The 19766-nt window shown below is 65.1% G+C and carries 23 protein-coding genes and 3 pseudogenes; 25 read left to right on the top strand and 1 reads right to left on the bottom strand.

What is annotated here, in order from left to right; all coding sequences use genetic code 11:
• Positions 1 to 49 precede the first annotated feature (49 nt).
• The 9 genes from CVS48_RS00915 to CVS48_RS00875 all read left to right on the top strand — a co-directional run bounded on the left by CVS48_RS00915 (position 50) and on the right by CVS48_RS00875 (position 8257).
• A complete protein-coding gene (locus tag CVS48_RS00915; protein ID WP_003098961.1) occupies positions 50 to 2962 on the top strand; it encodes a heavy metal translocating P-type ATPase in 2913 nt (970 codons plus the stop codon).
• 3 nt (positions 2963 to 2965) lie between these two features.
• A complete protein-coding gene (gene lspA, locus CVS48_RS00910; RefSeq protein ID WP_003098955.1) occupies positions 2966 to 3466 on the top strand; it encodes a signal peptidase II in 501 nt (166 codons plus the stop codon).
• Between the two features lie 336 nt (positions 3467 to 3802).
• Positions 3803 to 4114 carry a hypothetical protein gene (locus CVS48_RS29870; RefSeq protein WP_100852862.1) on the top strand — a complete coding sequence of 104 codons (312 nt, stop codon included), beginning with the start codon at positions 3803 to 3805 and terminating at the stop codon, positions 4112 to 4114.
• A gap of 337 nt (positions 4115 to 4451) precedes the next feature.
• A complete protein-coding gene (locus CVS48_RS00900) occupies positions 4452 to 4664 on the top strand; it encodes a hypothetical protein (protein ID WP_003116833.1) in 213 nt (70 codons plus the stop codon).
• 21 nt (positions 4665 to 4685) lie between these two features.
• A complete protein-coding gene (locus tag CVS48_RS00895; RefSeq protein ID WP_003116832.1) occupies positions 4686 to 5078 on the top strand; it encodes a hypothetical protein in 393 nt (130 codons plus the stop codon).
• Between the two features lie 182 nt (positions 5079 to 5260).
• Entirely contained in the window at positions 5261 to 5947 is a 687-nt protein-coding gene (locus tag CVS48_RS00890) for a hypothetical protein (protein WP_003116830.1), read from the top strand.
• 83 nt (positions 5948 to 6030) lie between these two features.
• Positions 6031 to 6768 (top strand): DUF5983 family protein, encoded by a 738-nt coding sequence (locus CVS48_RS00885; RefSeq protein ID WP_003116829.1) that lies wholly within the window; start codon positions 6031 to 6033, stop codon positions 6766 to 6768.
• Between the two features lie 97 nt (positions 6769 to 6865).
• On the top strand, positions 6866 to 7144 hold the full coding sequence (locus CVS48_RS00880) for a hypothetical protein (RefSeq protein ID WP_003116828.1): 279 nt from the start codon (positions 6866 to 6868) through the stop codon (positions 7142 to 7144).
• A 288-nt stretch (positions 7145 to 7432) separates the two neighbouring features.
• Complete coding sequence (locus CVS48_RS00875) at positions 7433 to 8257, top strand: hypothetical protein (RefSeq protein WP_003098941.1); 825 nt, start codon at positions 7433 to 7435, stop codon at positions 8255 to 8257.
• Positions 8258 to 8518: 261 nt separating this feature from the next.
• On the opposite strand, the gene merR is transcribed toward CVS48_RS00875, so the two are convergent.
• Positions 8519 to 8926 carry an Hg(II)-responsive transcriptional regulator gene (gene merR, locus CVS48_RS00865; RefSeq protein WP_003098939.1) on the bottom strand — a complete coding sequence of 136 codons (408 nt, stop codon included), beginning with the start codon at positions 8924 to 8926 and terminating at the stop codon, positions 8519 to 8521.
• Positions 8927 to 8997: 71 nt separating this feature from the next.
• Between merR and merT the strand changes: the two genes are divergently transcribed.
• The 16 genes and pseudogenes from merT to CVS48_RS00790 all read left to right on the top strand — a co-directional run bounded on the left by merT (position 8998) and on the right by CVS48_RS00790 (position 19752).
• Positions 8998 to 9348, top strand: a complete 351-nt coding sequence (gene merT / locus CVS48_RS00860) for a mercuric ion transporter MerT (protein ID WP_003116827.1) — start codon at positions 8998 to 9000, stop codon at positions 9346 to 9348.
• 12 nt (positions 9349 to 9360) lie between these two features.
• Positions 9361 to 9648, top strand: a complete 288-nt coding sequence (merP, locus tag CVS48_RS00855; RefSeq protein WP_003116826.1) for a mercury resistance system periplasmic binding protein MerP — start codon at positions 9361 to 9363, stop codon at positions 9646 to 9648.
• A gap of 10 nt (positions 9649 to 9658) precedes the next feature.
• On the top strand, positions 9659 to 11347 hold the full coding sequence (gene merA, locus CVS48_RS00850) for a mercury(II) reductase (RefSeq protein WP_003098932.1): 1689 nt from the start codon (positions 9659 to 9661) through the stop codon (positions 11345 to 11347).
• An 18-nt stretch (positions 11348 to 11365) separates the two neighbouring features.
• Positions 11366 to 11881: a Tn3 family transposase gene (locus CVS48_RS29865; protein ID WP_003098931.1), complete on the top strand. Its 516-nt coding sequence runs from the start codon at positions 11366 to 11368 to the stop codon at positions 11879 to 11881.
• A pseudogene (locus CVS48_RS29860) lies at positions 11845 to 12363 on the top strand (Tn3 family transposase); the annotation flags it as partial. The gene CVS48_RS29865 and the pseudogene CVS48_RS29860, both read left to right, overlap by 37 nt.
• A 33-nt stretch (positions 12364 to 12396) precedes the next feature.
• Positions 12397 to 12693: pseudogene (locus CVS48_RS00840) on the top strand (DUF3085 domain-containing protein); the annotation flags it as partial.
• A 141-nt stretch (positions 12694 to 12834) separates the two neighbouring features.
• Positions 12835 to 13285, top strand: a pseudogene (locus CVS48_RS29540) (XF1762 family protein).
• Positions 13286 to 13595: 310 nt separating this feature from the next.
• Entirely contained in the window at positions 13596 to 14501 is a 906-nt protein-coding gene (locus tag CVS48_RS00830) for a DUF3577 domain-containing protein (protein ID WP_003116825.1), read from the top strand.
• Between the two features lie 145 nt (positions 14502 to 14646).
• The gene (locus tag CVS48_RS00825; RefSeq protein WP_003116824.1) at positions 14647 to 15474 is read left to right on the top strand and encodes a DUF932 domain-containing protein; all 828 of its coding nucleotides are present in this window, start codon (positions 14647 to 14649) and stop codon (positions 15472 to 15474) included.
• A 94-nt stretch (positions 15475 to 15568) separates the two neighbouring features.
• Entirely contained in the window at positions 15569 to 16258 is a 690-nt protein-coding gene (locus tag CVS48_RS00820; protein ID WP_003116823.1) for a DUF3275 family protein, read from the top strand.
• Between the two features lie 94 nt (positions 16259 to 16352).
• Positions 16353 to 16694, top strand: coding sequence for a hypothetical protein (locus CVS48_RS00815; protein WP_003116822.1), 342 nt, complete (start codon positions 16353 to 16355; stop codon positions 16692 to 16694).
• Positions 16695 to 16798: 104 nt separating this feature from the next.
• A complete protein-coding gene (locus CVS48_RS00810) occupies positions 16799 to 17206 on the top strand; it encodes a hypothetical protein (protein ID WP_003116821.1) in 408 nt (135 codons plus the stop codon).
• 16 nt (positions 17207 to 17222) lie between these two features.
• The gene (locus CVS48_RS00805; protein ID WP_003090124.1) at positions 17223 to 17483 is read left to right on the top strand and encodes a hypothetical protein; all 261 of its coding nucleotides are present in this window, start codon (positions 17223 to 17225) and stop codon (positions 17481 to 17483) included.
• Positions 17484 to 17559: 76 nt separating this feature from the next.
• Positions 17560 to 18207, top strand: a complete 648-nt coding sequence (locus CVS48_RS00800; RefSeq protein ID WP_003116820.1) for a hypothetical protein — start codon at positions 17560 to 17562, stop codon at positions 18205 to 18207.
• Positions 18208 to 18247: 40 nt separating this feature from the next.
• Positions 18248 to 19381 (top strand): DUF6094 domain-containing protein, encoded by a 1134-nt coding sequence (locus CVS48_RS00795; RefSeq protein ID WP_223224654.1) that lies wholly within the window; start codon positions 18248 to 18250, stop codon positions 19379 to 19381.
• 50 nt (positions 19382 to 19431) lie between these two features.
• The gene (locus CVS48_RS00790; protein WP_003116818.1) at positions 19432 to 19752 is read left to right on the top strand and encodes a hypothetical protein; all 321 of its coding nucleotides are present in this window, start codon (positions 19432 to 19434) and stop codon (positions 19750 to 19752) included.
• The last annotated feature ends 14 nt before the right edge of the window (positions 19753 to 19766 follow it).

The raw sequence follows: 19766 nt of genomic DNA, 5'->3' as shown, positions 1-19766 counted from the left end.
TTTTCTAATGATGGCATCCGGGGAAAACCTTGTCAATGAAGAGCGATCTATGAACAAAGAACCTTCCAGCCCATGCGCCTGCTCCGGCGGCAATGGCCAACAGACGGCGTGCGCCAGTGAGCAGGCCAGCACTGAAACCACCGTTTTCCACGTGAGCAACATGGATTGCCGCAATGAGGAAGCACTGGTGCGGCGAACGCTGGAGGGCATGCCCGGTGTCGAGCGGCTCCTGTTCGATCTTCCGCAGCGTTTGTTGACCATTTCGCACCGCGAAGTCTCGGCCGATGCCTTGGAGCAAGCGCTGAATTCGGTGGGCATGAAGGCTCAGGCTGTCCGAGACGCCGCCGTGTCGACCACCTACCGCATCGAGAACATGGACTGCCCGAGCGAGGAGAAACTCATCCGCTCGCACCTCGGGGCAGTCGAGGGAATTCAGGACCTCGACTTCGACCTCGCTGAGCGCACCCTGTCGGTGAAACACCTCGCTCAGGCACGCGCGCAGATGGAGCAGGTCCTGGCCTCGATCGGCATGCGCGCCAAGGAGCAGACCTTCGGCCACACGGGGCCGATCGAAGCCGCGGCTGTGATCCCATCCTCGGCCCTGCAGCAGCAACCAACCGCTGCCGTTTCCGCGCCGCCGATCGGCGAGCGGGTGACGTACCGGATCGAGAACATGGATTGCCCGACGGAAGAAGCGCTGATCCGCGACCGGCTGGGCAAGCTGCCGGGTGTGACCGCGCTCGACTTCAATCTGATGCAGCGTGTGCTGGGAGTCCAGCACACGCTGGCGACCTCAGCGCCGATCGAGAAGGCGCTTGCTTCCATTGGAATGCAGGCTGCGCGGCAGGACATGCAGACAGCCACCACGGTACTTCGCATCGCGAAGATGGACTGTCCGACCGAGGAAAGTCTGATCCGCGGCAAGCTGCAAGGCATGCCGGGCGTGCAGGGAATGGATTTCAACCTGATGCAGCGCACGCTCACGGTTCGGCACACACCCGACGCGATCAAGCCGGCAGTCGAAGCCATCGAATCGCTGGGCATGGAAGCCGAGGTCCAGAGGACTGATGAGCCGCGCGATGCCCCGGTGGCCGCGCACAAGACCAATTGGTGGCCGATGGCGGTTTCGGGCGTTGCGGCGGTGGCCGCCGAAGGCGTGTACTGGGTCAACGACGGCAATCATTGGGCCGTGATCGTGCTGGCACTGGTTTCGATCTTCACCGGCGGCCTCAGCACCTACAAGAAGGGCTGGATCGCGCTGAAGAACCTCAACCTGAACATGAACGCCCTGATGGCCATCGCGGTCACCGGCGGCATGGCGATCGGCCACTGGCCGGAGGCCGCCATGGTCATGTTCCTGTTCGCGTTGGCGGAAGTGATCGAGGCGAAGTCGCTGGACCGCGCCCGCAACGCCATTCGGGGGCTGATGGACTTGGCGCCCGAGACCGCGACCGTGCGGCAGGCCGATGGCTCATGGACAGAGCTGCCGGCCAAGGAGGTCGCAAAGGGCGCGGTGGTCCGCGTGCGTCCTGGCGAGCGCATCGCACTGGACGGCCTGATCACCTCGGGTCGATCGGCCATCAACCAGGCGCCCATCACCGGCGAGAGCCTGCCCGTCGAGAAGGCCGAAGGTGACCAGGTCTTCGCCGGAACCATCAATGAGACCGGCTCTTTCGAATACAAGGTGACCGCAGGCGCCAGCGACTCGACGCTCGCGCGCATCATCCATGCCGTGGAGTCCGCGCAGGGCAGCCGTGCGCCCACGCAGCGCTTCGTCGACCAGTTCGCCCGCGTCTACACGCCGGCGGTGTTCGCGGTGTCCGTGCTGGTTGCCGTCGTGCCGCCGCTCGCCTTCGGCGGCGCATGGTTTGACTGGGTCTACAAGGCCCTGGTACTGCTGGTGATCGCCTGCCCCTGCGCTCTGGTCATCTCCACGCCGGTCACCATCGTCAGCGGCTTGGCCGCTGCCGCCCGACGCGGCATCCTGATCAAGGGTGGCGTCTACCTGGAGGGCGGGCGCAAGCTCAAGGCGTTGGCCCTGGACAAGACCGGCACACTCACACATGGCAAGCCCGAGCAGACCGACTTCGTGCCGCTGATCGGCGAGGCGCAGGAAGTTGCCGCCTGGGCCGCAAGCCTCGCGGCACGCTCGGACCATCCTGTGTCTCAGGCCATCGCCCGCAAGGCGAACCGTGACGGCATCGCGCTGCACGAGGTCGACGACTTCGCGGCGCTGCCTGGCCGCGGCGTGCGCGGCCGCGTCGCCGGGCGCATGTTGCACATGGGCAACCACAGGCTCGCCCAGGAGCTGGGCCTGAGCGAAGCGACGCTCCAGGCTCGGCTGGAGACCCTGGAGCGCCAAGGCAAGACAGCGATCCTGCTGATGGACGATGCGACCGTGCTCGGCATTTTTGCAGTGGCCGACACCGTGAAGGAAACCAGCCGTGAGGCGGTGGCCGACCTGCAGGCGCTGGGTGTGCGCACGCTGATGCTGACGGGGGACAACCAGCACACGGCCGCGGCCATCGCTGCCCAGGTCGGAATCTCTGAAGCCCGTGGTGACCAACTGCCCGAAGACAAGCTCAAGACCATCGAAAGCCTGGTCGGCGGCGAGGGCCAGGTGGGCATGGTGGGCGACGGCATCAACGATTCGCCCGCGCTCGCCCGTGCCGACATCGGCTTCGCCATGGGCGCGGCCGGCACCGACACCGCGATCGAAACAGCCGACGTCGCCCTGATGGACGACGACCTGCGCAAGATCCCCGCCTTCATCCGGCTGTCGCGTAGCACTGCGGCGATCCTCACGCAGAACATCGTTCTGGCCCTTGGCATCAAGGCGGTGTTCCTTGCGTTGACGTTCACAGGGCATGCCACCATGTGGATGGCTGTGTTCGCTGACATGGGGGCAAGTCTTTTGGTTGTCGTCAATGGGCTGCGCCTCCTGAAGTTCAAGGCGGCATGAACAATGGATGAACCATCTCTTCGCAAGACGCAGTGGTACTCACTCGCGATCGTTATATTCGCCGGCGATCAGGCAGCTAAGAGCTACATTGACGCGACAACTCCCTTGGGTTGGTCGCACGAGGTGGCGTCATTCTTCAACCTAGTTCACGCTCTCAATCCCGGCGCGGCGTTCAGCTTCCTTGCTGGCGCGGGCGGCTGGCAGCGGTGGTTTTTTCTGGCGATCGCGTTCGCAATATCGGCATGGCTCGCATGGCTGCTCTCCCGGCCGCTGCGCAAAACGGAAGGCCTTTCGTACAGCCTCATTCTGGGCGGCGCATTGGGCAACGCGTTCGACCGCGCCACGCGCGGGCACGTTATCGACTACATCGACTTTCACCTGCACGGCTGGCACTGGCCCGCCTTCAACATCGCTGACATGGCCATCGTGGGCGGGGCGATCGCGCTGGTGGCCCAGTCGTTCATGAGCGTGGAGAACCCGGCCGCCACAAAGGAGTCCCAGTGACATTGGGACGATCCGGAAATTCGCAATGCACACGGTGCAGGACACCAATCTGAAGAGAACGGCCCCCAGCATGAGCGGCCGCGGCTTGGCCCTCATGCTAGCGCCCACCGCCGCTTTTGCTGCAACGCCCTGTTGCGATGGCGGCGATTGCTGCAACGACGTCGCAATGCCTTGCTGTGAATAAACAGCACGCAAGCCAGTTGACCTGGCAATTATGAAAGTCCATCACGGCGATGCTGGCCTTTTTCGTTCCAATGAGCCGTCACGGAGAGGTGATGATGAAGCTATGCCGGGATCCTGCAAGCTTTAGGACGGTCTTCTTTACCGCATAGCGATATGCTGATGTCACCCGTTCGCCTCGCCTGGCAAGTACAAGTAGTTCGTCGCGGTTTTCTGGCCGTGTCCGCCCGCTTCGCTGGCCCTTTTGCCCCAAACAAGCGCAATCATGCCTGCGTTACCACCAAAGTTCGCCCCCGCCAGTTGCTGTTCCTAAAGGACATCAAGCTCAACGCCATCGCCGACCGGCCAGCGTATTTCGCATCGCTGCGTGCCCGTCGGGGCCAGCCCATCGTCATCCTCGCAGAGCTGGGACCGGACGAGGCATTCGCCCTGTGGAAGCAGCATGTACTGGGCGACAGGCCTCGCTGACCCAGTTTCGCCTCATCCTCCTGACAGCCCCGCACTTATTGCGGGGCTTTCTTTTTTCCGCGTTCGCCAATCGGGGCTGTTGCAAATGCCGATTTCCGGCTGACGCGGCTCGCCTCGCGCATGAAGCTGCCCGCATGTGTCGCTGATTCGTCAGCACCATGCCAGCAGCCAGAGTTTCCAGGCTGCCGCGGATTCTTTCCGCGCTACCCGCCAGTCCGCCATCGCATCGAGTCTGCGGACGCGCGTCACCCGTGACGCCGATGCTTTTTTCTCAACCGCGTGCGGGAGCTGCCATCCCGTGAGGGACGAGGCCCCGCTTTTTCCAAGGAGCCCGTCCATGTCCCAGCAAGCCTCTTTCGGCCAGTTGGCCTTGATCCATTGCGGCAAGTTCCTGCCGCTCGAAATCCTGCATAGCGCCGCCGGCCACTACATCGGCACGCGCGATACAGAAGGTCCCGTTTCGCGGGAATCCTGCCAGTACTTCCGCAGCTATGCCGCGGCTCAACGTGCCCTCGAAAGAGGCGGCTGGTCCCAGCTCGCCACACCCTGATCCAACTGGAGGAACCACGTCATGAACCAGCTTTTGCCCCAGGAAGTCGTCGATCAGATCATGCGGGAAGAGCAGCATTTCGCCGCCGCGCCCCAAGCCTTCTTCGAGGTCTGGAAGCGCGGCGTCGAGATCGCAGGCCCGCAATGGTTTGGCGACGGCACGCGCGAAGGCCTGAACCAGGCAAAGAGCAAGTGGGATCTGCGTCCCGACATGCTGCGTGCCAACGACGCACTCGGCGTCCTGAGCAGCGGGGAACGCATGTTCCTGTCCGCCATGTTCAGCTTCTACAACGCGCGCGAGGGCGGTGCCATGCTCAAGCGCTGCCACTTCCAAGGACTGTCGGACTTCGATGGTCTCGATCTGCAACGTCGCCAGGTGATCGCCGACCTGCTGCTGAACTACAGCGGTTGGTGAGCCGGTCCCTGGCACACCTTCATCACTGCGTTCACGGGACCCCATGAGGGACATGCGCCTCGTTCGAGGCCATGTCCCTCGCGTTTTCTCCCCGCCCAGCGCCATCCGGCATCAGGCGGTTTCCCCTGCGGATGCCATCGTCCGCAAGGGCTGGCTCCGTTCATTCATCGAAAGGAGCCTTCATGGCCAACAACTACTACGAAGCCACCGGCGTTCTCGTGCTCGACCGTGTGACGCCCGTCATCCAGGCGCTGTTCGGCGCCTTCGCGCTGGACGAGAGCCACCCCGGCAACGGGCAGGCCTACATCGCCCAGATCGCCGAGACCACCAATCCGCAATGGCCGGACGTGCTCGATGGCCTGGAAGACCTGGCCACGCAACTCGGTATTCCGATGCCGGACGACGAAGGGCTGTCGATCCCGCCGCTGCTCGAACTGCTCGCCGTGCACTTCCGTGCCGATGAGGACGAAGAGCTGGGGAACTTGATCGACCGTCATTCGTTCGAGGACACCGCCGATCTCGACGCATTGTTTCTGATCGCCACCCGGTTCGATGACGGGCACCACCTGACCGCCATCCAGTTCGAGGGCTGCTGGTACTGCAGCAAGCCGCGGCTGTTCGAGTTCGGCGGCAACGGCTGCTACCTGAGCCGCGAGGTCCGCTTCATCAGCTCCTCCTCCCAGGCCCTCCAGCTCGGCGACCAATTGCGCAAGACCATTGTGGCCGCCGACATCGAAGAGGCTTCGGCCCTGATCGCGCTGGAGACCATCAATCTGCTGGCGGGCGTCAGCGACGAGCCATTCCGCATGAATTTGCGCCGGCGCGTCGCCGAGCGATTGGCCCAAACGCCAACGATCAGCGTCACCTGACGCTGTTTCCTTTCTTTCCACCCACCGGGGTCAATTCCCGGTGGCGGGGATTTGCTCCATCATTATTCTGTTGGAGAAATCCCATGTCCCAGAATCCCAATCCCTTTCTACGCGGCTACTGGAATCTGAAAATCGTCCGCACGCTGTCCATCAGCTACGAGGACGGAAGCCCGCATGTTTGGCGAAACATCCACCCGAGCCAGCAGCACCTCTGCGACGCGGCGCTGGTTTCTTCTCCTTGCATCATCACCAGCGACTTCGCGGTGGTCAGGACTGGCACCGAACCTGTCGGCGCCGCACTGATCGCCGAATGCGACGCGGCTGAAGGGGGCAGCGGCGAAGGCATGGTGGGTGCCGTGGTGTACGCGATCCACGGCGACGACTTCGACGGCCGCCCCGTCCACATTGGCGACACCTATTCGGCCGAGGCCGCACGGGAAGTCGTGCAGCGGTTGAGCTTCGAGACCGGCTACTACAGCCGGTGCTGGGAAATCAGCAGCGCGCACATCAGCCGCGAAACCGGCCAGTACCTGGCCAACCTGGCTGACCTCGCGACGCCGGAGGCCTTTTTGTTCATCGCGTTCCGGATTCCCTACAGCCCGGCGATCGGCGTCAAGCTGATCTCCACGCCCTGGACGGACCAGCACCTGCAGGACGTCGAGGGGATCGCCGCCGAGCAGCTTCGGCAGGAGCACCGCAGCAAGGGCATGCCGGACGAGCTGGCACAGATCCTTGAACTGGCCGGCCAGGCCGACGTGCGCATCCTCATCCTCGATGCCGACGCACCCGTGTTGCCGGGCCTATCGCTGGCCGGCGAATAGCTGCCACACACATCCCCGGCCTTCCTTGTCCTCACCGCATGCCGGCCCGGTCTCCCGCCAGAGAGCCGGGCCGGCGCACTTTCACAGGAGCGATCCCATGTTCCCCGACCTCATCACACCCGCATCCGACTTCGAGCACCAACTCGGAGCCTGCGTCAACGCCATGAGCCAGGAAGATGCCATCGGCCAGATCCTGGTATTCGAGCGCATGAGCGGCACGCTGCACATGCGCCATATCGCCAGCGCCGACCTGGTGGACACCGACGTGGACGACTACGAAATGGTCGTCTTCGACGGTGGCAACACAAGCGGCGACACGTGGAAACACGTGTTCTTTCCGCGTCAGCGCGAGCACTACTTCGTGTACCAAGCCTGATTCCTCCAGCCCCTTTCGAGGGGCTTTTTCTTGCCCGCAGCACAGGAAAACGGTTGTGGTGCGGTGCCGTTTCCTGCGGGCAGGCAGACCGCCCCAGGGCCATGCTTGCCCCATGTTCGTCGGCGTTGCCGGCACATGCCCAGGCAGTCGAGACCTTCGAGGCTGCAAGCGCGGGAAACCGTGCTGGTCGTTTCTTCCTACGGACCTACCGCGTCCATCCACGCCACCCACAAGGGACCTCTCCCTTGCGGGCGGGGAATCCCTTGTTTTTCCTCAAGGAGTTTCCCCATGGATCGTTCCCTCATCAAATCCATGATGCCTTCGCTGGTCGCAGGCCATGTGCCCCGCAACGTGCGGTCGTTCAAGTACCGCGTGTTCGATGATCAGCCGCTGTCCTCAACGCTGGGCTTCGCCATCGACCCCCAACCCTTCGACGGCAAGGTGGTCGCCGCGACCGACGATGCCATCGTCGTCAAGCTCAAGCCTTCCGAGTTCGCGGTGCTCGATCCCAGCCTGGTGACCACGGTTCCTGCCGAAGGCGCCAAGGTGCATGTCCAACCCTATGCCCGTCGTCGCTTCGACGGACTGCGCGCGGACACGCCGGAGGTCATCACCGAGGAGACTTCGGACGGCACGCCGTACACCATCACGAGGCACATCCTCGGCTCGGCGCCGGCCAAGCTGCCCATTCCCACGCCGCAGTGCATGGAGTTGGGCCAGCTCATCGAGCAGTTGGAGGAGATGCCGGCCCCCGATCGCTTCCGGCGCATCACCCACATGCTGGTGGATGCCGGTGCCCGCGACTTCACCTGGGTCGATCCCACGCCCTCCAAGATCATCGAGACCCCGCCGGCGATCAGCTTCACGGTCTCGACCGCGAAGTTCGAGGGCCGGGTGACGATCCTCTACGACCGCGGCGGAGACACCTACGTGGTGGAACTGCACCGTCAGAACGGTGAATCGGTCGAACTGGTCGATCGGCACGACGAGGTGTATTTCGACATGCTCGGCGAAGTGCTGGAGAGGCTCATCGACGACGGGCGCTGGCGCCAGATCGACGTGAGCATCCTCGACGCGAAAGCGGCCCGCAAGCGCCAGGCCGTCCCGGCATGACGCCCCGCAGCGAAACCGGGCGGTCCTGCGGCTGACCCGAGGCATCCGCCACGGCGTTCCAGCCGTTCCGGCCGCGTGCACTACAGGCCCTTCATCCCATCGGATGGAGGCCTTTCTCATTCTTCCACACAGGAGATTTCATCCATGTCACTGCGATTCAAAGGCGCTGACCTGCGCCCCGTGCTGACCGAAGCCATCGCCAATCAGGGGTCGTCTCAGAAAACGGAAAAAAATCGTACGCTAAGAGCCGAAGTGGGCCCTTTAGCAGCAATGCAAAGCTGCGATCAACGGGCAGGAAACATTGCCATGGTGCGCGTTGCACTCTCTCACTAGCGTCGACAGGGCCTCTTCCATCCGCGTGAGGTCCGCCATGCGTGCGCGCACATCGGCCAGCCGGTGAGCAGCCAGTTCGGCCGCCTCGCTGCAATGGGTGCCGTCCTCCAGTTTCAGGAGCTGGCCGACTTCATCCAGGCTGAATCCCAGGCGCTGGGCTGACTTCACGAACTTCACCCGCGCCACGTCCGCCTGCCCGTAGCGGCGGATGCGACCGTAGGGCCGCTCCGGCTGGGGTAGCAAGCCCTTGAGCTGATAGAAGCGGATCGTCTCCACGTTGACCCGGGCTGCCTTGGCGAAGGCCCCGATGGTCAGATTCTCTTGAGCGTTCTCCATGGCGCTTGACTCCGTAGTTGACTACGGAAGTAACGTTACAGCATCAAGCGAAGTCCCGGAAGGAGAACCTTATGTCGGAACCCAAGAACGGCTGCGGCGCACTGGCGACCGGCGGCGTCGCGGCCGTCCTCGCCTCGGCCTGCTGCCTCGGCCCCCTTGTCCTGGTCGCGCTCGGCTTCTCTGGCGCGTGGATCGGCAACCTGACCGTGCTGGAGCCGTATCGGCCGATCTTCATCGGCGCAGCGCTCATCGCGCTGTTCTTCGCCTGGCGCAGCATCTTCCGACCAGCCCATGCCTGCAAGCCCGGCGACGTTTGCGCCGTGCCCCAAGTGCGGACTGCCTACAAGGTGATCTTCTGGATCGTGGCCGCCCTGGTTCTGGTTGCCCTCGCGTTTCCCTACGTCCTGCCGCTGTTCTACTGAAAGGAGATCACCATGAAGAAACTCACCACCCTCACCACCCTCATCGCCCTGGCCGCCGCTCTAAGCGCGCCCGCCTGGGCTGCCACCAAGACCGTCACCCTGTCGGTGCCCGGCATGACCTGCGCCGCGTGCCCGATCACGGTCAAGACGGCTCTGTCCAAGGTCGCCGGCGTCGAGAAGGCCGAAGTCAGCTTCGAGAAGCGGGAGGCCGTCGTCACCTTCGACGAGGCCAAGACCAATGCCGACGCCTTGACCAAGGCCACCGCAAACGCGGGTTACCCGTCCAGCGTCAAGCAGTGAGGGCGTAATCATGGCCGAGGCGATCACCCTCCACATCGAAGGCATGACCTGCACGTCGTGCGCCGAGCACGTCCAGCAGGCTTTGACGAACGTGCCCGGCGTGCGCGCGGCCTCGGTGTCCTATCCGCAGCGGCAGGCCGAAATCGAGGCGGATGCAGGCGTGAGCGTGGCCCCGCTGGTTGCCGCAGTGGCCACGCTCGGCTATCGCGCACGGCTTACCGACACGCCGAACAAGCCTGCCGGCCTGCTAGACAAGGCGCTGGGCTGGCTCGGTGGCGAAACGAAGCATGTTGGCGGTGAACAAGCGCTGCACGTGGCTGTGATAGGCAGCGGCGGCGCGGCGATGGCGGCTGCCTTGAAGGCCGTGGAGCAAGGCGCCCGCGTCACGCTGATCGAGCGCGGCACCATCGGCGGCACCTGCGTCAATGTCGGCTGCGTGCCGTCCAAGATCATGATCCGCGCCGCGCACATCGTCCACCTGCGCCGCGAAAGCCCGTTCGATGCTGGCCTGCCGGCCGCAGCGCCCGCTGTACTGCGCGAGCGGCTGCTGGCCCAGCAACAAGGCCGCGTCGAGGAGCTGCGCCATGCCAAGTACGAAGGCATCCTGGCAAGCACTCCGGCCATCACCGTGCTGCGCGGCGAGGCCCGGTTCAGGGACACGCGCACGCTGACCGTGGCGACCGCTGACGGCGGCACGCACGAGGTGAACTTCGACCGCTGCCTGATTGCCACCGGCGCGAGCCCGGCGCTTCCGCCAATCCCGGGCCTTGCGGACACACCCCACTGGACCTCCACCGAGGCGCTGGAAAGCAGCTCGCTCCCCGAGCGGCTGGCCGTGATTGGTTCCTCCGTGGTGGCGGTCGAGTTGGCGCAAGCCTTCGCCCGGCTGGGCAGCCAGGTCACGATCCTGGCGCGCAGCACGCTGTTCTTCCGAGAAGACCCGGCCATCGGGGAAGCCGTAACAGACGCCTTCCGCGCCGAGGGCATCGAGGTGCTGGACCACACCCAGGCGAGCCACGTTGCCTATGCGGGCGGGGAATTCGTGCTCACCACCGGGCAGGGGGAAGTGCGCGCCGACAAGCTGCTGGTCGCCACCGGTCGCGCGCCGAACACGCGCAGCCTGAACCTTGAAGCGGCAGGCGTCGAAGTCAATGCGCAGGGAGCCATCGTCATCGACCGCGCCATGCGCACGAGCGCACCGCACATCTTTGCTGCCGGCGACTGCACCGACCAGCCGCAGTTCGTCTATGTGGCGGCGGCGGCCGGCACGCGCGCCGCGATCAACATGACCGGCGGCGACGCGGCGCTGGACCTGACGGCGATGCCGGCGGTGGTGTTCACCGATCCGCAGGTGGCGACCGTGGGCTACAGCGAGGCGGAAGCGCACCACGACGGCATCGAGACCGACAGCCGGCTGCTGACGCTCGACAACGTGCCGAGGGCGCTCGCCAACTTCGACACGCGCGGCTTCATCAAGCTGGTGGCGGAAGCTGGCTCAGGGCGGCTGATCGGCGTACAGGCGGTCGCGCCGGAAGCGGGCGAACTGATCCAGACGGCCGCGCTGGCGATCCGCCACCGGATGACCGTGCAGGAGCTGGCCGACCAGTTGTTCCCCTACCTGACCATGGTCGAGGGACTGAAGCTCGCGGCGCAGACCTTCAACAAGGACGTGAAGCAACTGTCCTGTTGCGCCGGATGAGGAAAAGGGAGGTGTTCGATGAACGCCTACAGCCGCGCCAACCGCCGCATCTACGCGGCCTTGTCCGATCCCCTGTCGGCCACCCACCGGCACCGCCTCGACGATCTGCTCAAGCGCCACGACAACGGCAAGACGACCTGGCTGGCCTGGCTGCGCCAGTCGCCCGTCAAGCCGAACTCGCGCCACATACTCGAACACATCGAGCGCCTCAAAGCCTGGCAGGCGCTCGACCTGCCTTCCGGCATCGAGCGGTCGGTGCACCAGAACCGCCTGCTCAAGATCGCCCGCGAAGGCGGCCAGATGACGCCCGCCGATCTGGCCAAGTTCGAGGCACAGCGCCGCTACGCGACCCTGGTGCGCTCGCCATCGAGGGCATGGCCACCGTCACCGACGAAATCATCGACCTGCACGACCGCATCCTGGGCAAGCTGTTCAACGCTGCCAAGCACAAGCATCAGCAGCAGTTCCAGGCGTCCGGCAAGGCGATCAACGCCAAGGTGCGGCTGGCCACCTCGATCAAGCAGGGCACGGTGACGGCCTCGCTGATGCTCAGGAAACTCGGCAGCTACCCGCGCCAGAACGGCCTGGCCGTGGCGCTGCGCGAGCTGGGCCGCATCGAGCGAACGCTGTTCATCCTGGACTGGCTGCAAAGCGTCGAGCTGCGCCGCCGCGTGCATGCCGGACTGAACAAGGGCGAAGCCCGCAACGCGCTAGCCCGCGCCGTGTTCTTCAACCGGCTGGGCGAAATCCGCGACCGCAGTTTCGAGCAGCAGCGCTACCGGGCCAGCGGCCTCAACCTGGTGACGGCGGCCATAGTGTTGTGGAACACGGTCTATCTGGAACGGGCCTCAAACGCCTTACGCGGTCACGGCCAGACTGTCGATGACGCCCTGTTGCAGTACCTGTCGCCGCTGGGCTGGGAGCACATCAACCTGACCGGCGATTACCTCTGGCGCAGCAGCGCCAAGATCGGCGCGGGCAAGTTCAGGCCGCTACGACCGCTGCAACCGGCTTAGCGTACGATTTTTTCCGTTTTCTGAGACGTCCCCAATCAGTGCCGCATTGTCCTGGTCAAGGATCAGGGCGTGTACTTCCTCGCCGAGCGTGGGGAGCGTCGCCCGGATGGGCGCCAGGCACTGCTCGCCTACGCCGTCGGATGCAACCCGGACACCGACCCGTTCGATGACTGGTGGCACCTCGCCGGCCGCGAGCTGGGCGGCGATGACTTCGCGGAGTATTTCGACCCGAAGGACGGCCTGTTCACGCGCCTCCAGCACTCGGCGGACGATCTCGTGCTTTCCGCCACCGCCACGCACCTGTCCTTAGCAGTGGTGCCTCCCGCCTGACGCGGCAACCGCCTCGCAGCCCCCGCATCGGGGGCCTTCTTTTGTTCGCACCGCCGCCATCGCCGCGCGTGCGCGTTTGTCTCCAGCCGCCGAGGCACGCCCCGCCGGCCACAACGCCGGCATGCCACCGGAGACAACCGCATGAACACGCCATCGACCTCGCCGAGGCTGCACCTCCTACCGGTGTCGCTGCGCACGGCCAATGCATTCGTTCTGTCGCACCATCGCCACCACCGCCCGGTCCAGGGCGCGAAGTTCGCCCTGGCCGTCACGCTGAGCGACAGCGACCTGATCCACGGCGTGGCCATTGTCGGCCGCCCGGTCGCGCGGCACCTGGACGCTGGAAGTCACGCGGCTGTGCACCGACGGCACACCCAGCGCCTGCAGCAAGCTCTACGGCGCGGCCTGGCAGGCGGCAAGGGCGCTGGGCTACATACGCCTGCTCACCTACACCATGCCCGACGAAGGTGGCGCCAGCCTGCGCGCCGCCGGCTGGCGGCTGATCGGCGCGCGCGGTGGCGGCGCCTGGAGCCGTCCCGGCCGTCCGCGCGCCGATACCCCCGAGCACCTGCGCGGCGCCAAGTGCCTGTGACAGGCGCCGGGTGGCGCGGACAAAGGGAAGCGCCCGGGTGCCGATTGATTGCTGCCGCGCGCGCGAGGCCCCGCCATGCTGGCCCCATGCCTGCTGACGTCGTCAGCGACATGCCAGGCAACCATCGGTCTTCGAGGTTGCGGCGCAGTTCCCACTGCGTGACCGAGCCAGCTCGCACCGCATCCTTCCGCGAGCGGCCACCAGCCTCTGGTGGCGGATGCTTTCGCCTTATCAACCCACCGCGGGGTCACGCACCTTCCCCGCATGCGTGGGCCGGTGTGTCTCCGCTTCATCCCAATGGAGATTCACCATGAACACCACGTCCAACGAGAAATCGTATTTCGACCTCCACACCTCGGGCATCGGCTACATCCAGCGTGTCCGTGAAGTGCCCGTCCGGGGCGGCCGCCGTGCGCAGCCTTTCCTGGCATGCACCATCGCCGCGCTGGTCGGCCCCGCCCGGGACCCCAGCTACCGCTACTTCGACGTCAAGGTCTCGGGTGCCGAGGCCAAGAAGCTCGTTCAGCGCTACATCGGCGTTGACGATCCCAAGCAGCGCCCGCTGGTGCGCTTTCGCCTCGGTGACCTGTGGGGCGATGTGTACATCCGCGACAAGGGTGAGCAGAAGGGTCAGGCCGCCGCGTCCCTCAAGGCGCGACTGCTCAAGGCCGAACTGATCGACCGGGCCGAACTGGCTTCGATCGAGCAGCACGAGTTGATCACCCGCGGCATCGGCTATCTCAATCGTGTGAAGGACGTCACCCCAAAAGCTGGCGACTCGTTCCTCTCTTGCACCGTCGCGGCACTGGCCGGGCCTGTCGATGAACCGGAGTATCGGTACTTCGACACCATCGTCGCCACCCCGGAAGCCGAGCACCTGGTTCGCCGGTGCGTTCAGGCCGTCGAGGGTGACCGCAAGGTGCTGATCGCCTTCCGTCTGAACGACATGAAGATCGATCCGTACATCCGCACCAAGGGTGAGCACGCCGGGGAACCGGCCGCCAGCCTGGAATCGACGCTGGTCCACATCGGTCTCATCAAGATCGACGGCACCCAGGTCTATCCGACGAGCCAGGCGCAAGCCGAGGCGCCGCCGGCCGAAGACGCATCCGCGTCCGAAGCCGACGATGCCATCGACACGGCCACCGAGCCCGCCGAGCGCGAGCCCGAGGCGCAAGTCCAGGAGCAGGAGCCGGCATTGGCTGCTTCGTTCTGATCCGGCACGGCCTCTCACGGGGCCTTGTCGCTTTTCCTCCCCACGTACGCCGCGTCCCCAGGACGCGTGCTTGCGCATTTCATCCCCCGAGTTCCGCGTGGTCTCACGGCCACGCGGTTGTCGAATTTCTCAAAGGAGATCAGCCATGTCTCTGGTATCCCGCTTTGCTCCGCAATCCCCGATCCTGCGCTCTGATCGCCCACTCTCGGACGACCGCATTCGTGCCGTCGTTCCGTCGATCTTCGCCGACGCTCCACATGGGAGCCGGTCCGATCGGTATGCCTACATACCGACCTCGACCGTGCTGACCAAGCTGCGCCAGGAGGGCTTCGAGCCCTTCATGGTGTGTCAGACGCGCGTGCGCAACGAAGACCGGCGCGAGTACACGAAGCACCTCATCCGACTTCGCCATGCAAGCCAGATCAACGGCGACGAGGCGAACGAGATCATCCTGCTCAACAGCCATGACGGCACGAGCAGCTATCAGATGCTCGCCGGCATGTTCCGGTTCGTCTGCCACAACGGCCTGGTTTGCGGTGACACCACCGCAGACATCCGCGTTCCCCACAAGGGCGACGTGGCCAGCCAGGTGATCGAAGGTGCCTACGGAGTCCTCGAAGGTTTCGAGCGCGTGCATAACGCGCGCGATGCGATGCGCACCATCACCCTCGATGAGGGCGAAGCGGAGGTCTTTGCGAACTCTGCGCTCGCACTCAAGTACGACGATCCGGCCAAGTCCACGCCTGTCACCGAGAGCCAACTGCTGGCCCCTCGGCGATGGGACGACCGCAAGAACGACCTGTGGGCCGTCTTCAACCGCGTCCAGGAGAACCTAGTCAAAGGGGGCCTGAACGGACGCACGGCCAACGGCCGCAATCAGCGCACCCGTCCGGTGCAAGGCATCGACCAGAACCTGCGCCTGAACCGGGCGTTGTGGCTGCTGGCCGAAGGCATGCGCCAGCTCAAGGCGTGATGCCACGCGGACCTCGCCCACCTCGGGCGAGGCCATTTCCTCTCATCCACCGGGTGCCGTCGGCGGCCCGTCATTCATCATCAGGAGAACCATCATGGCAACCCCATCGGCTTCCGAGAAATCTGTTGCGCCCATCGTCGTCCCCGGCCAGCTCACGCTGCGTACCATCCGCGGCAAGAACGGCCCGTTCACGGTTGGCCGCCTCGCGACGCACCTCGGTACTTTCGAGGTCAAAGACCCGGAGCTGGAGCAGTACCCCGAAGGCAAGTACGACGGGGAATTCATCATCAGGTACATCTTCCCGAAGTCCTATCCGGTCGGCGGCGGCATGCGGTTCGAGATCCGTGCCAGCCTCGACGGCATGACGCTCAACGGCATCGACAAACTCAGCCGCGACGAAGCCCGCAGCTTCGCCACCCAGGACGTCGATCCGCTCGATGAAGAGCAAGGGGCGCAGCCTGCGGCAACGCCGGCCAAGCCCACCAAAGCGTCCAGGCCCGCCAAGCCCGCACCCGTGCAGGCGTCCGCGGACCCGCTGGTCGATACCACGCCCTTCGGCGTGGATGCGCCACCGCCTGCTACGGCCGCTGCCCCCGGCAGCACCGAAGACGGTGACGCCGCGCTCTTCGGCCTGCTGTGGCCGCTGGGCGAGTCCGTGAAACTGGATTCGACCATCGACCGCCGCACCCTGCGCGCGCAGATCGCCCGCCTGGGCGAGCTGGGCTACGCGCTGGACTTCAAGACGCAGGAGTGGAGCCGCCAGGCCGAACCAAAACCTGCGTGATCGCAGACGCCGCATGCGCGGTGTTCTTCATCCACCCGCCGGGGTTCCTTTCCCATGCGGGGGAGGCCCTGGCCATTTTCTGGAGGTCTCCATCATGTCCACCATCGCTTGCGATACCCCGCGTTCAACGCTGGATGAACCCGCGTGGCGGGACCTTTGCAAAGCGGCCGCCGCACACGCCCAGCGCGGTTGCGGCTTGTCCTACGACCACTACGTGACGCTCTTCAGTTCGGCGATCGACGCACAGGCCAATCGTTTGCCGGATGAGCAACGTGCTCAGGCTCTCGAAATCGCGGCCCAGGAATGGGACTACGCAACACCTGCCGAACGGCAGGAAACCCAGGACTGGAATGCGGAGCATGGCTATTGCTCGCACGGGATCGAGTTCGGCTACTGCCCGGCCGGTTGTGATCGAGACGATGACGACTGGGATTGAGGGCGACGCATAGGTTCCTTCGCCGCAGATGCGGCATTCCATCACCCGCTGGGGGTTCTTCCCCACGGGGAGGCCTTCAGCTCAACTTTTCGAGGAGGCCTCTCATGGGCTGGTATTTCTCAAACCAATCGCGGTCCGAACTGATCGCGGAACTGATCGCACCGCAAGAGACCGAGCGCGCCAGCGTCAAGGTCATCGCTCACACCCTGCGCGGCAACGTGCTGTGGTCCGTCGCCGAAGTGACCGCCAAGGTCGAAGGCGTGCATCGTGATCTCGCACCGGGCCAGTCCCTGCGCTACATCCGCTGCGATCTGCTTGAACGAAGCGGCGGCCAGTGGGGCTACAAGTCCTTGGACGAGTCCATGCACCCGTACTACTACACGTGCCCGCTGTCCTATCTGGACCTCGCACCGGAGCAGTCCGCCGACTGGCGTGCAGGCGTTCGCGCCTACCACGCCCGGCGGCGCACACCCACGGCATCCGCGGCATCCGCCGCGGCGTCGATGGCCTGAGCCAGGAGGAACCGACATGGACCCGATCCTGGCAACGCTTCCGCCCTCGTTGCTGGCACTCGTTGAAGGGAGTTTGTCCAACGACGAAGTGTCCTCCGACGAGGAAATGCTGGCGTACTTCATCGACAACGGCCTCACCGAGGACCAGGCACGGCAGGCACTGACCTACCGCGACCAGTACCTCAACAACATCTACCTGGAAGGCTTCACGCCGATCACTTCGGCGGACGAGCCGCTTCACTTCAACCCGCACACCCGGCAGTTCGAGCCGGACTGAGCGGTTTTCTTCCACCCCCTGGGGCAGTACTTGCCCCAGCGGGCGGTGCTGTTCCCGTTCATCCGAGGACACCACCATGCCCGCAAACACTTCTTCCACGCTGTACCGCATCGACGAATGCCCGGACGTGATGGCCGACGCCTGCGTCGGCGATGACCAGGGCAACCTGATCTTCCTGTCCATCTGGGCGCGGGACACCGCCGTCCAGCAGTTCCTCGCTCGCCTGACCCTCGGGCGCGACGAGCAGGGACTGGACCAGTTCCACGTCATCACCGACCAGGGCGGCAGCGTCCCGGTATTCATCGGCAACGTCGATCGCCTGGAAAAGCGCATCACGCGCGCGTACCGGCGGACGCTGTTCGGCTCGCTGTCCAACGTGTGGCTGTTCGACCGGCGCTGCGTCAAGCCCGACAAGGCCAACGCCAGCGCATTGGCACTGCTGCCACGCGACAGCGCCCACAGGCTTGACCGCCTGTGGATGCTGGTGCGGGACACCTGCCCGTTGCCGCTGCTCGATCACTGGCGCGAGACCGTGCTGGAACTGCTGCAAACCCGCGAGATGCTGGCCCGCCTTCCGTTCGCCCTCGGGCCGCTGGAAGGCCATCGGCTCGCCATCGACGTGCCGGCGCTGACCCTGGCGCTCGGCTCCCTGATCCGCAGCGACGCGCTCACCGCCTATCCGTATCCGGCCAAGATTTGGACGCCGGAAGCGGTAGCGGCTTGACCCACCCTCGGAGGCACGCCTTGGCGTACTTCCGTGTTTCATCCCCGCCAACCAGGAGACTTCCATGGCCCTCATGTTCCCGCGGCTCGCCCGCAATTTCGTCAAGAACGGATATTTCCCGACCGACGAACCCACGCTCGAAAGAGCGCTCAACGCACTGATGCCCAGCGACGGGCCGATGTGCATCCTCGATCCCTGCGCCGGCGAAGGCGTGGCGATCGCCGAAGCCGCCCATGCCCTCGGGCGCGAGCAGGCAAAGGCGTTCGCCGTCGAGTTCGACGCGGAGCGGGCGCGCCATGCCCGCGGCCTGGTCGATCACTGCCTGCACGCGGACCTGATGGACACGATGGTCTCCAAGCAGTCCTTCGGGCTGCTCTGGCTCAACCCGCCGTATGGGGACCTGTCCAAGGACGTCAACGGCAACATCGGCTATCAGGGCCAGGGCCGTGCCCGCCTTGAAAAGCTGTTCTACCAGCGCACGCTCTCGCTGCTGCAATACGGCGGCGTGCTGGTTTTCATCGTCCCCGGCTACGTGCTCGACGCGGAGTTGGTCGGCTGGCTGACGCGCCACTACACGGACCTGCGCATCTACCGAGCGGTGGAGACGCAGTTCAAGCAGGTGGTGATCTTCGGACGCCGGGTGCGCCAGCGCGAGCAGGTGCCCGATGGCGTCAAGGCCGTGCGCAATCTGCTGTTGCAGGTAGGGCAAGGCGAAGTCGAAGCCGAGGAACTGCCGAGCGAGTGGCCGTTCCTGCCGTACATCGTCCCCGCCAGCCCGGCCGAGCCAGAGCATTTCTTCCGCGTGACGATGGAGCCCGAGCAGTTCGCCGATGAGGTTGGCAGGCTGCAAGGCTTGTGGCCATCGCAGGACACGCACCTGGGGGCTGCGCAGCAATCGCTGCGTCCACCGGCGCGGGCCTTGTCCCGCTGGCATCTCGCCCTGGCTCTGGCCGCGGGTGCGATCTCGGGGGTTGTGCGCTCCAAGACCGGGCGCGTGCTCGTCGTCAAAGGTGACACCCACAAGGACAAGACGCTCCAGCGGGAGTTCACCGAACGCGAAGACGGCTCCATCGCCGAGACCCGCATCCTCACCGACAAGTTCGTTCCCGTCATCCGCGCGTGGGACATGACACCTGGCTCCGCGACACGGGGCGAGGTGTTGACCATTCGCTGATCCACCGGACGCGCTGCCGTCCTGCTGTACCAACTCGAAGGAGAAACACCATGATCCCCAATCCGTTCAAGCGGCCTGCGCCGCACAAGCAACCGTTGTTCGCACCGAGTACGTTGAAGTTGAGCGAGAAGGTGCATTGGCTGGCCCGGCGAGGCCTGATCGACCCCTTGGCCTATGTCCAGCGCCATGTGCGCGGGGACTGGGGCGAGATCGATGAGGCCACACGCCAAGCCAACGACGTGGCGATCCAACAGGACAACCTAATGATCTCGCAGTTCAGGATCACGCCGGACCTGGCGCTGATCGTCAAGACCAGCGAGGACCACCAGACCACGGTGGTCCAGCTTCCCGAAGAGCGGGACCTGATCTGAGGCCCCACATCGTC

The organism is Achromobacter spanius (genome assembly GCF_002812705.1).
Taxonomy (GTDB): Bacteria; Pseudomonadota; Gammaproteobacteria; order Burkholderiales; family Burkholderiaceae_B; genus Achromobacter; species Achromobacter spanius.
This window is presented reverse-complemented; position numbering and strand designations above follow the sequence as displayed.

Coding starts and splice junctions, on each gene's coding strand:
- CVS48_RS29865 (WP_003098931.1), top strand. CDS start 11,366: ATGAACGCCTACAGCCGCGCCAACCGCCGCATCTACGCGGCCTTGTCC.
- CVS48_RS00880 (WP_003116828.1), top strand. CDS start 6,866: ATGTTCCCCGACCTCATCACACCCGCATCCGACTTCGAGCACCAACTC.
- CVS48_RS00900 (WP_003116833.1), top strand. CDS start 4,452: ATGTCCCAGCAAGCCTCTTTCGGCCAGTTGGCCTTGATCCATTGCGGC.
- CVS48_RS00815 (WP_003116822.1), top strand. CDS start 16,353: ATGTCCACCATCGCTTGCGATACCCCGCGTTCAACGCTGGATGAACCC.
- CVS48_RS29870 (WP_100852862.1), top strand. CDS start 3,803: ATGCTGATGTCACCCGTTCGCCTCGCCTGGCAAGTACAAGTAGTTCGT.
- CVS48_RS00800 (WP_003116820.1), top strand. CDS start 17,560: ATGCCCGCAAACACTTCTTCCACGCTGTACCGCATCGACGAATGCCCG.
- CVS48_RS00810 (WP_003116821.1), top strand. CDS start 16,799: ATGGGCTGGTATTTCTCAAACCAATCGCGGTCCGAACTGATCGCGGAA.
- merT (WP_003116827.1), top strand. CDS start 8,998: ATGTCGGAACCCAAGAACGGCTGCGGCGCACTGGCGACCGGCGGCGTC.
- merA (WP_003098932.1), top strand. CDS start 9,659: ATGGCCGAGGCGATCACCCTCCACATCGAAGGCATGACCTGCACGTCG.
- CVS48_RS00830 (WP_003116825.1), top strand. CDS start 13,596: ATGAACACCACGTCCAACGAGAAATCGTATTTCGACCTCCACACCTCG.
- CVS48_RS00895 (WP_003116832.1), top strand. CDS start 4,686: ATGAACCAGCTTTTGCCCCAGGAAGTCGTCGATCAGATCATGCGGGAA.
- CVS48_RS00890 (WP_003116830.1), top strand. CDS start 5,261: ATGGCCAACAACTACTACGAAGCCACCGGCGTTCTCGTGCTCGACCGT.
- CVS48_RS00885 (WP_003116829.1), top strand. CDS start 6,031: ATGTCCCAGAATCCCAATCCCTTTCTACGCGGCTACTGGAATCTGAAA.
- CVS48_RS00915 (WP_003098961.1), top strand. CDS start 50: ATGAACAAAGAACCTTCCAGCCCATGCGCCTGCTCCGGCGGCAATGGC.
- CVS48_RS00825 (WP_003116824.1), top strand. CDS start 14,647: ATGTCTCTGGTATCCCGCTTTGCTCCGCAATCCCCGATCCTGCGCTCT.
- lspA (WP_003098955.1), top strand. CDS start 2,966: ATGGATGAACCATCTCTTCGCAAGACGCAGTGGTACTCACTCGCGATC.
- CVS48_RS00875 (WP_003098941.1), top strand. CDS start 7,433: ATGGATCGTTCCCTCATCAAATCCATGATGCCTTCGCTGGTCGCAGGC.
- CVS48_RS00820 (WP_003116823.1), top strand. CDS start 15,569: ATGGCAACCCCATCGGCTTCCGAGAAATCTGTTGCGCCCATCGTCGTC.
- CVS48_RS00805 (WP_003090124.1), top strand. CDS start 17,223: ATGGACCCGATCCTGGCAACGCTTCCGCCCTCGTTGCTGGCACTCGTT.
- merR (WP_003098939.1), bottom strand. CDS start 8,926: ATGGAGAACGCTCAAGAGAATCTGACCATCGGGGCCTTCGCCAAGGCA.
- merP (WP_003116826.1), top strand. CDS start 9,361: ATGAAGAAACTCACCACCCTCACCACCCTCATCGCCCTGGCCGCCGCT.
- CVS48_RS00790 (WP_003116818.1), top strand. CDS start 19,432: ATGATCCCCAATCCGTTCAAGCGGCCTGCGCCGCACAAGCAACCGTTG.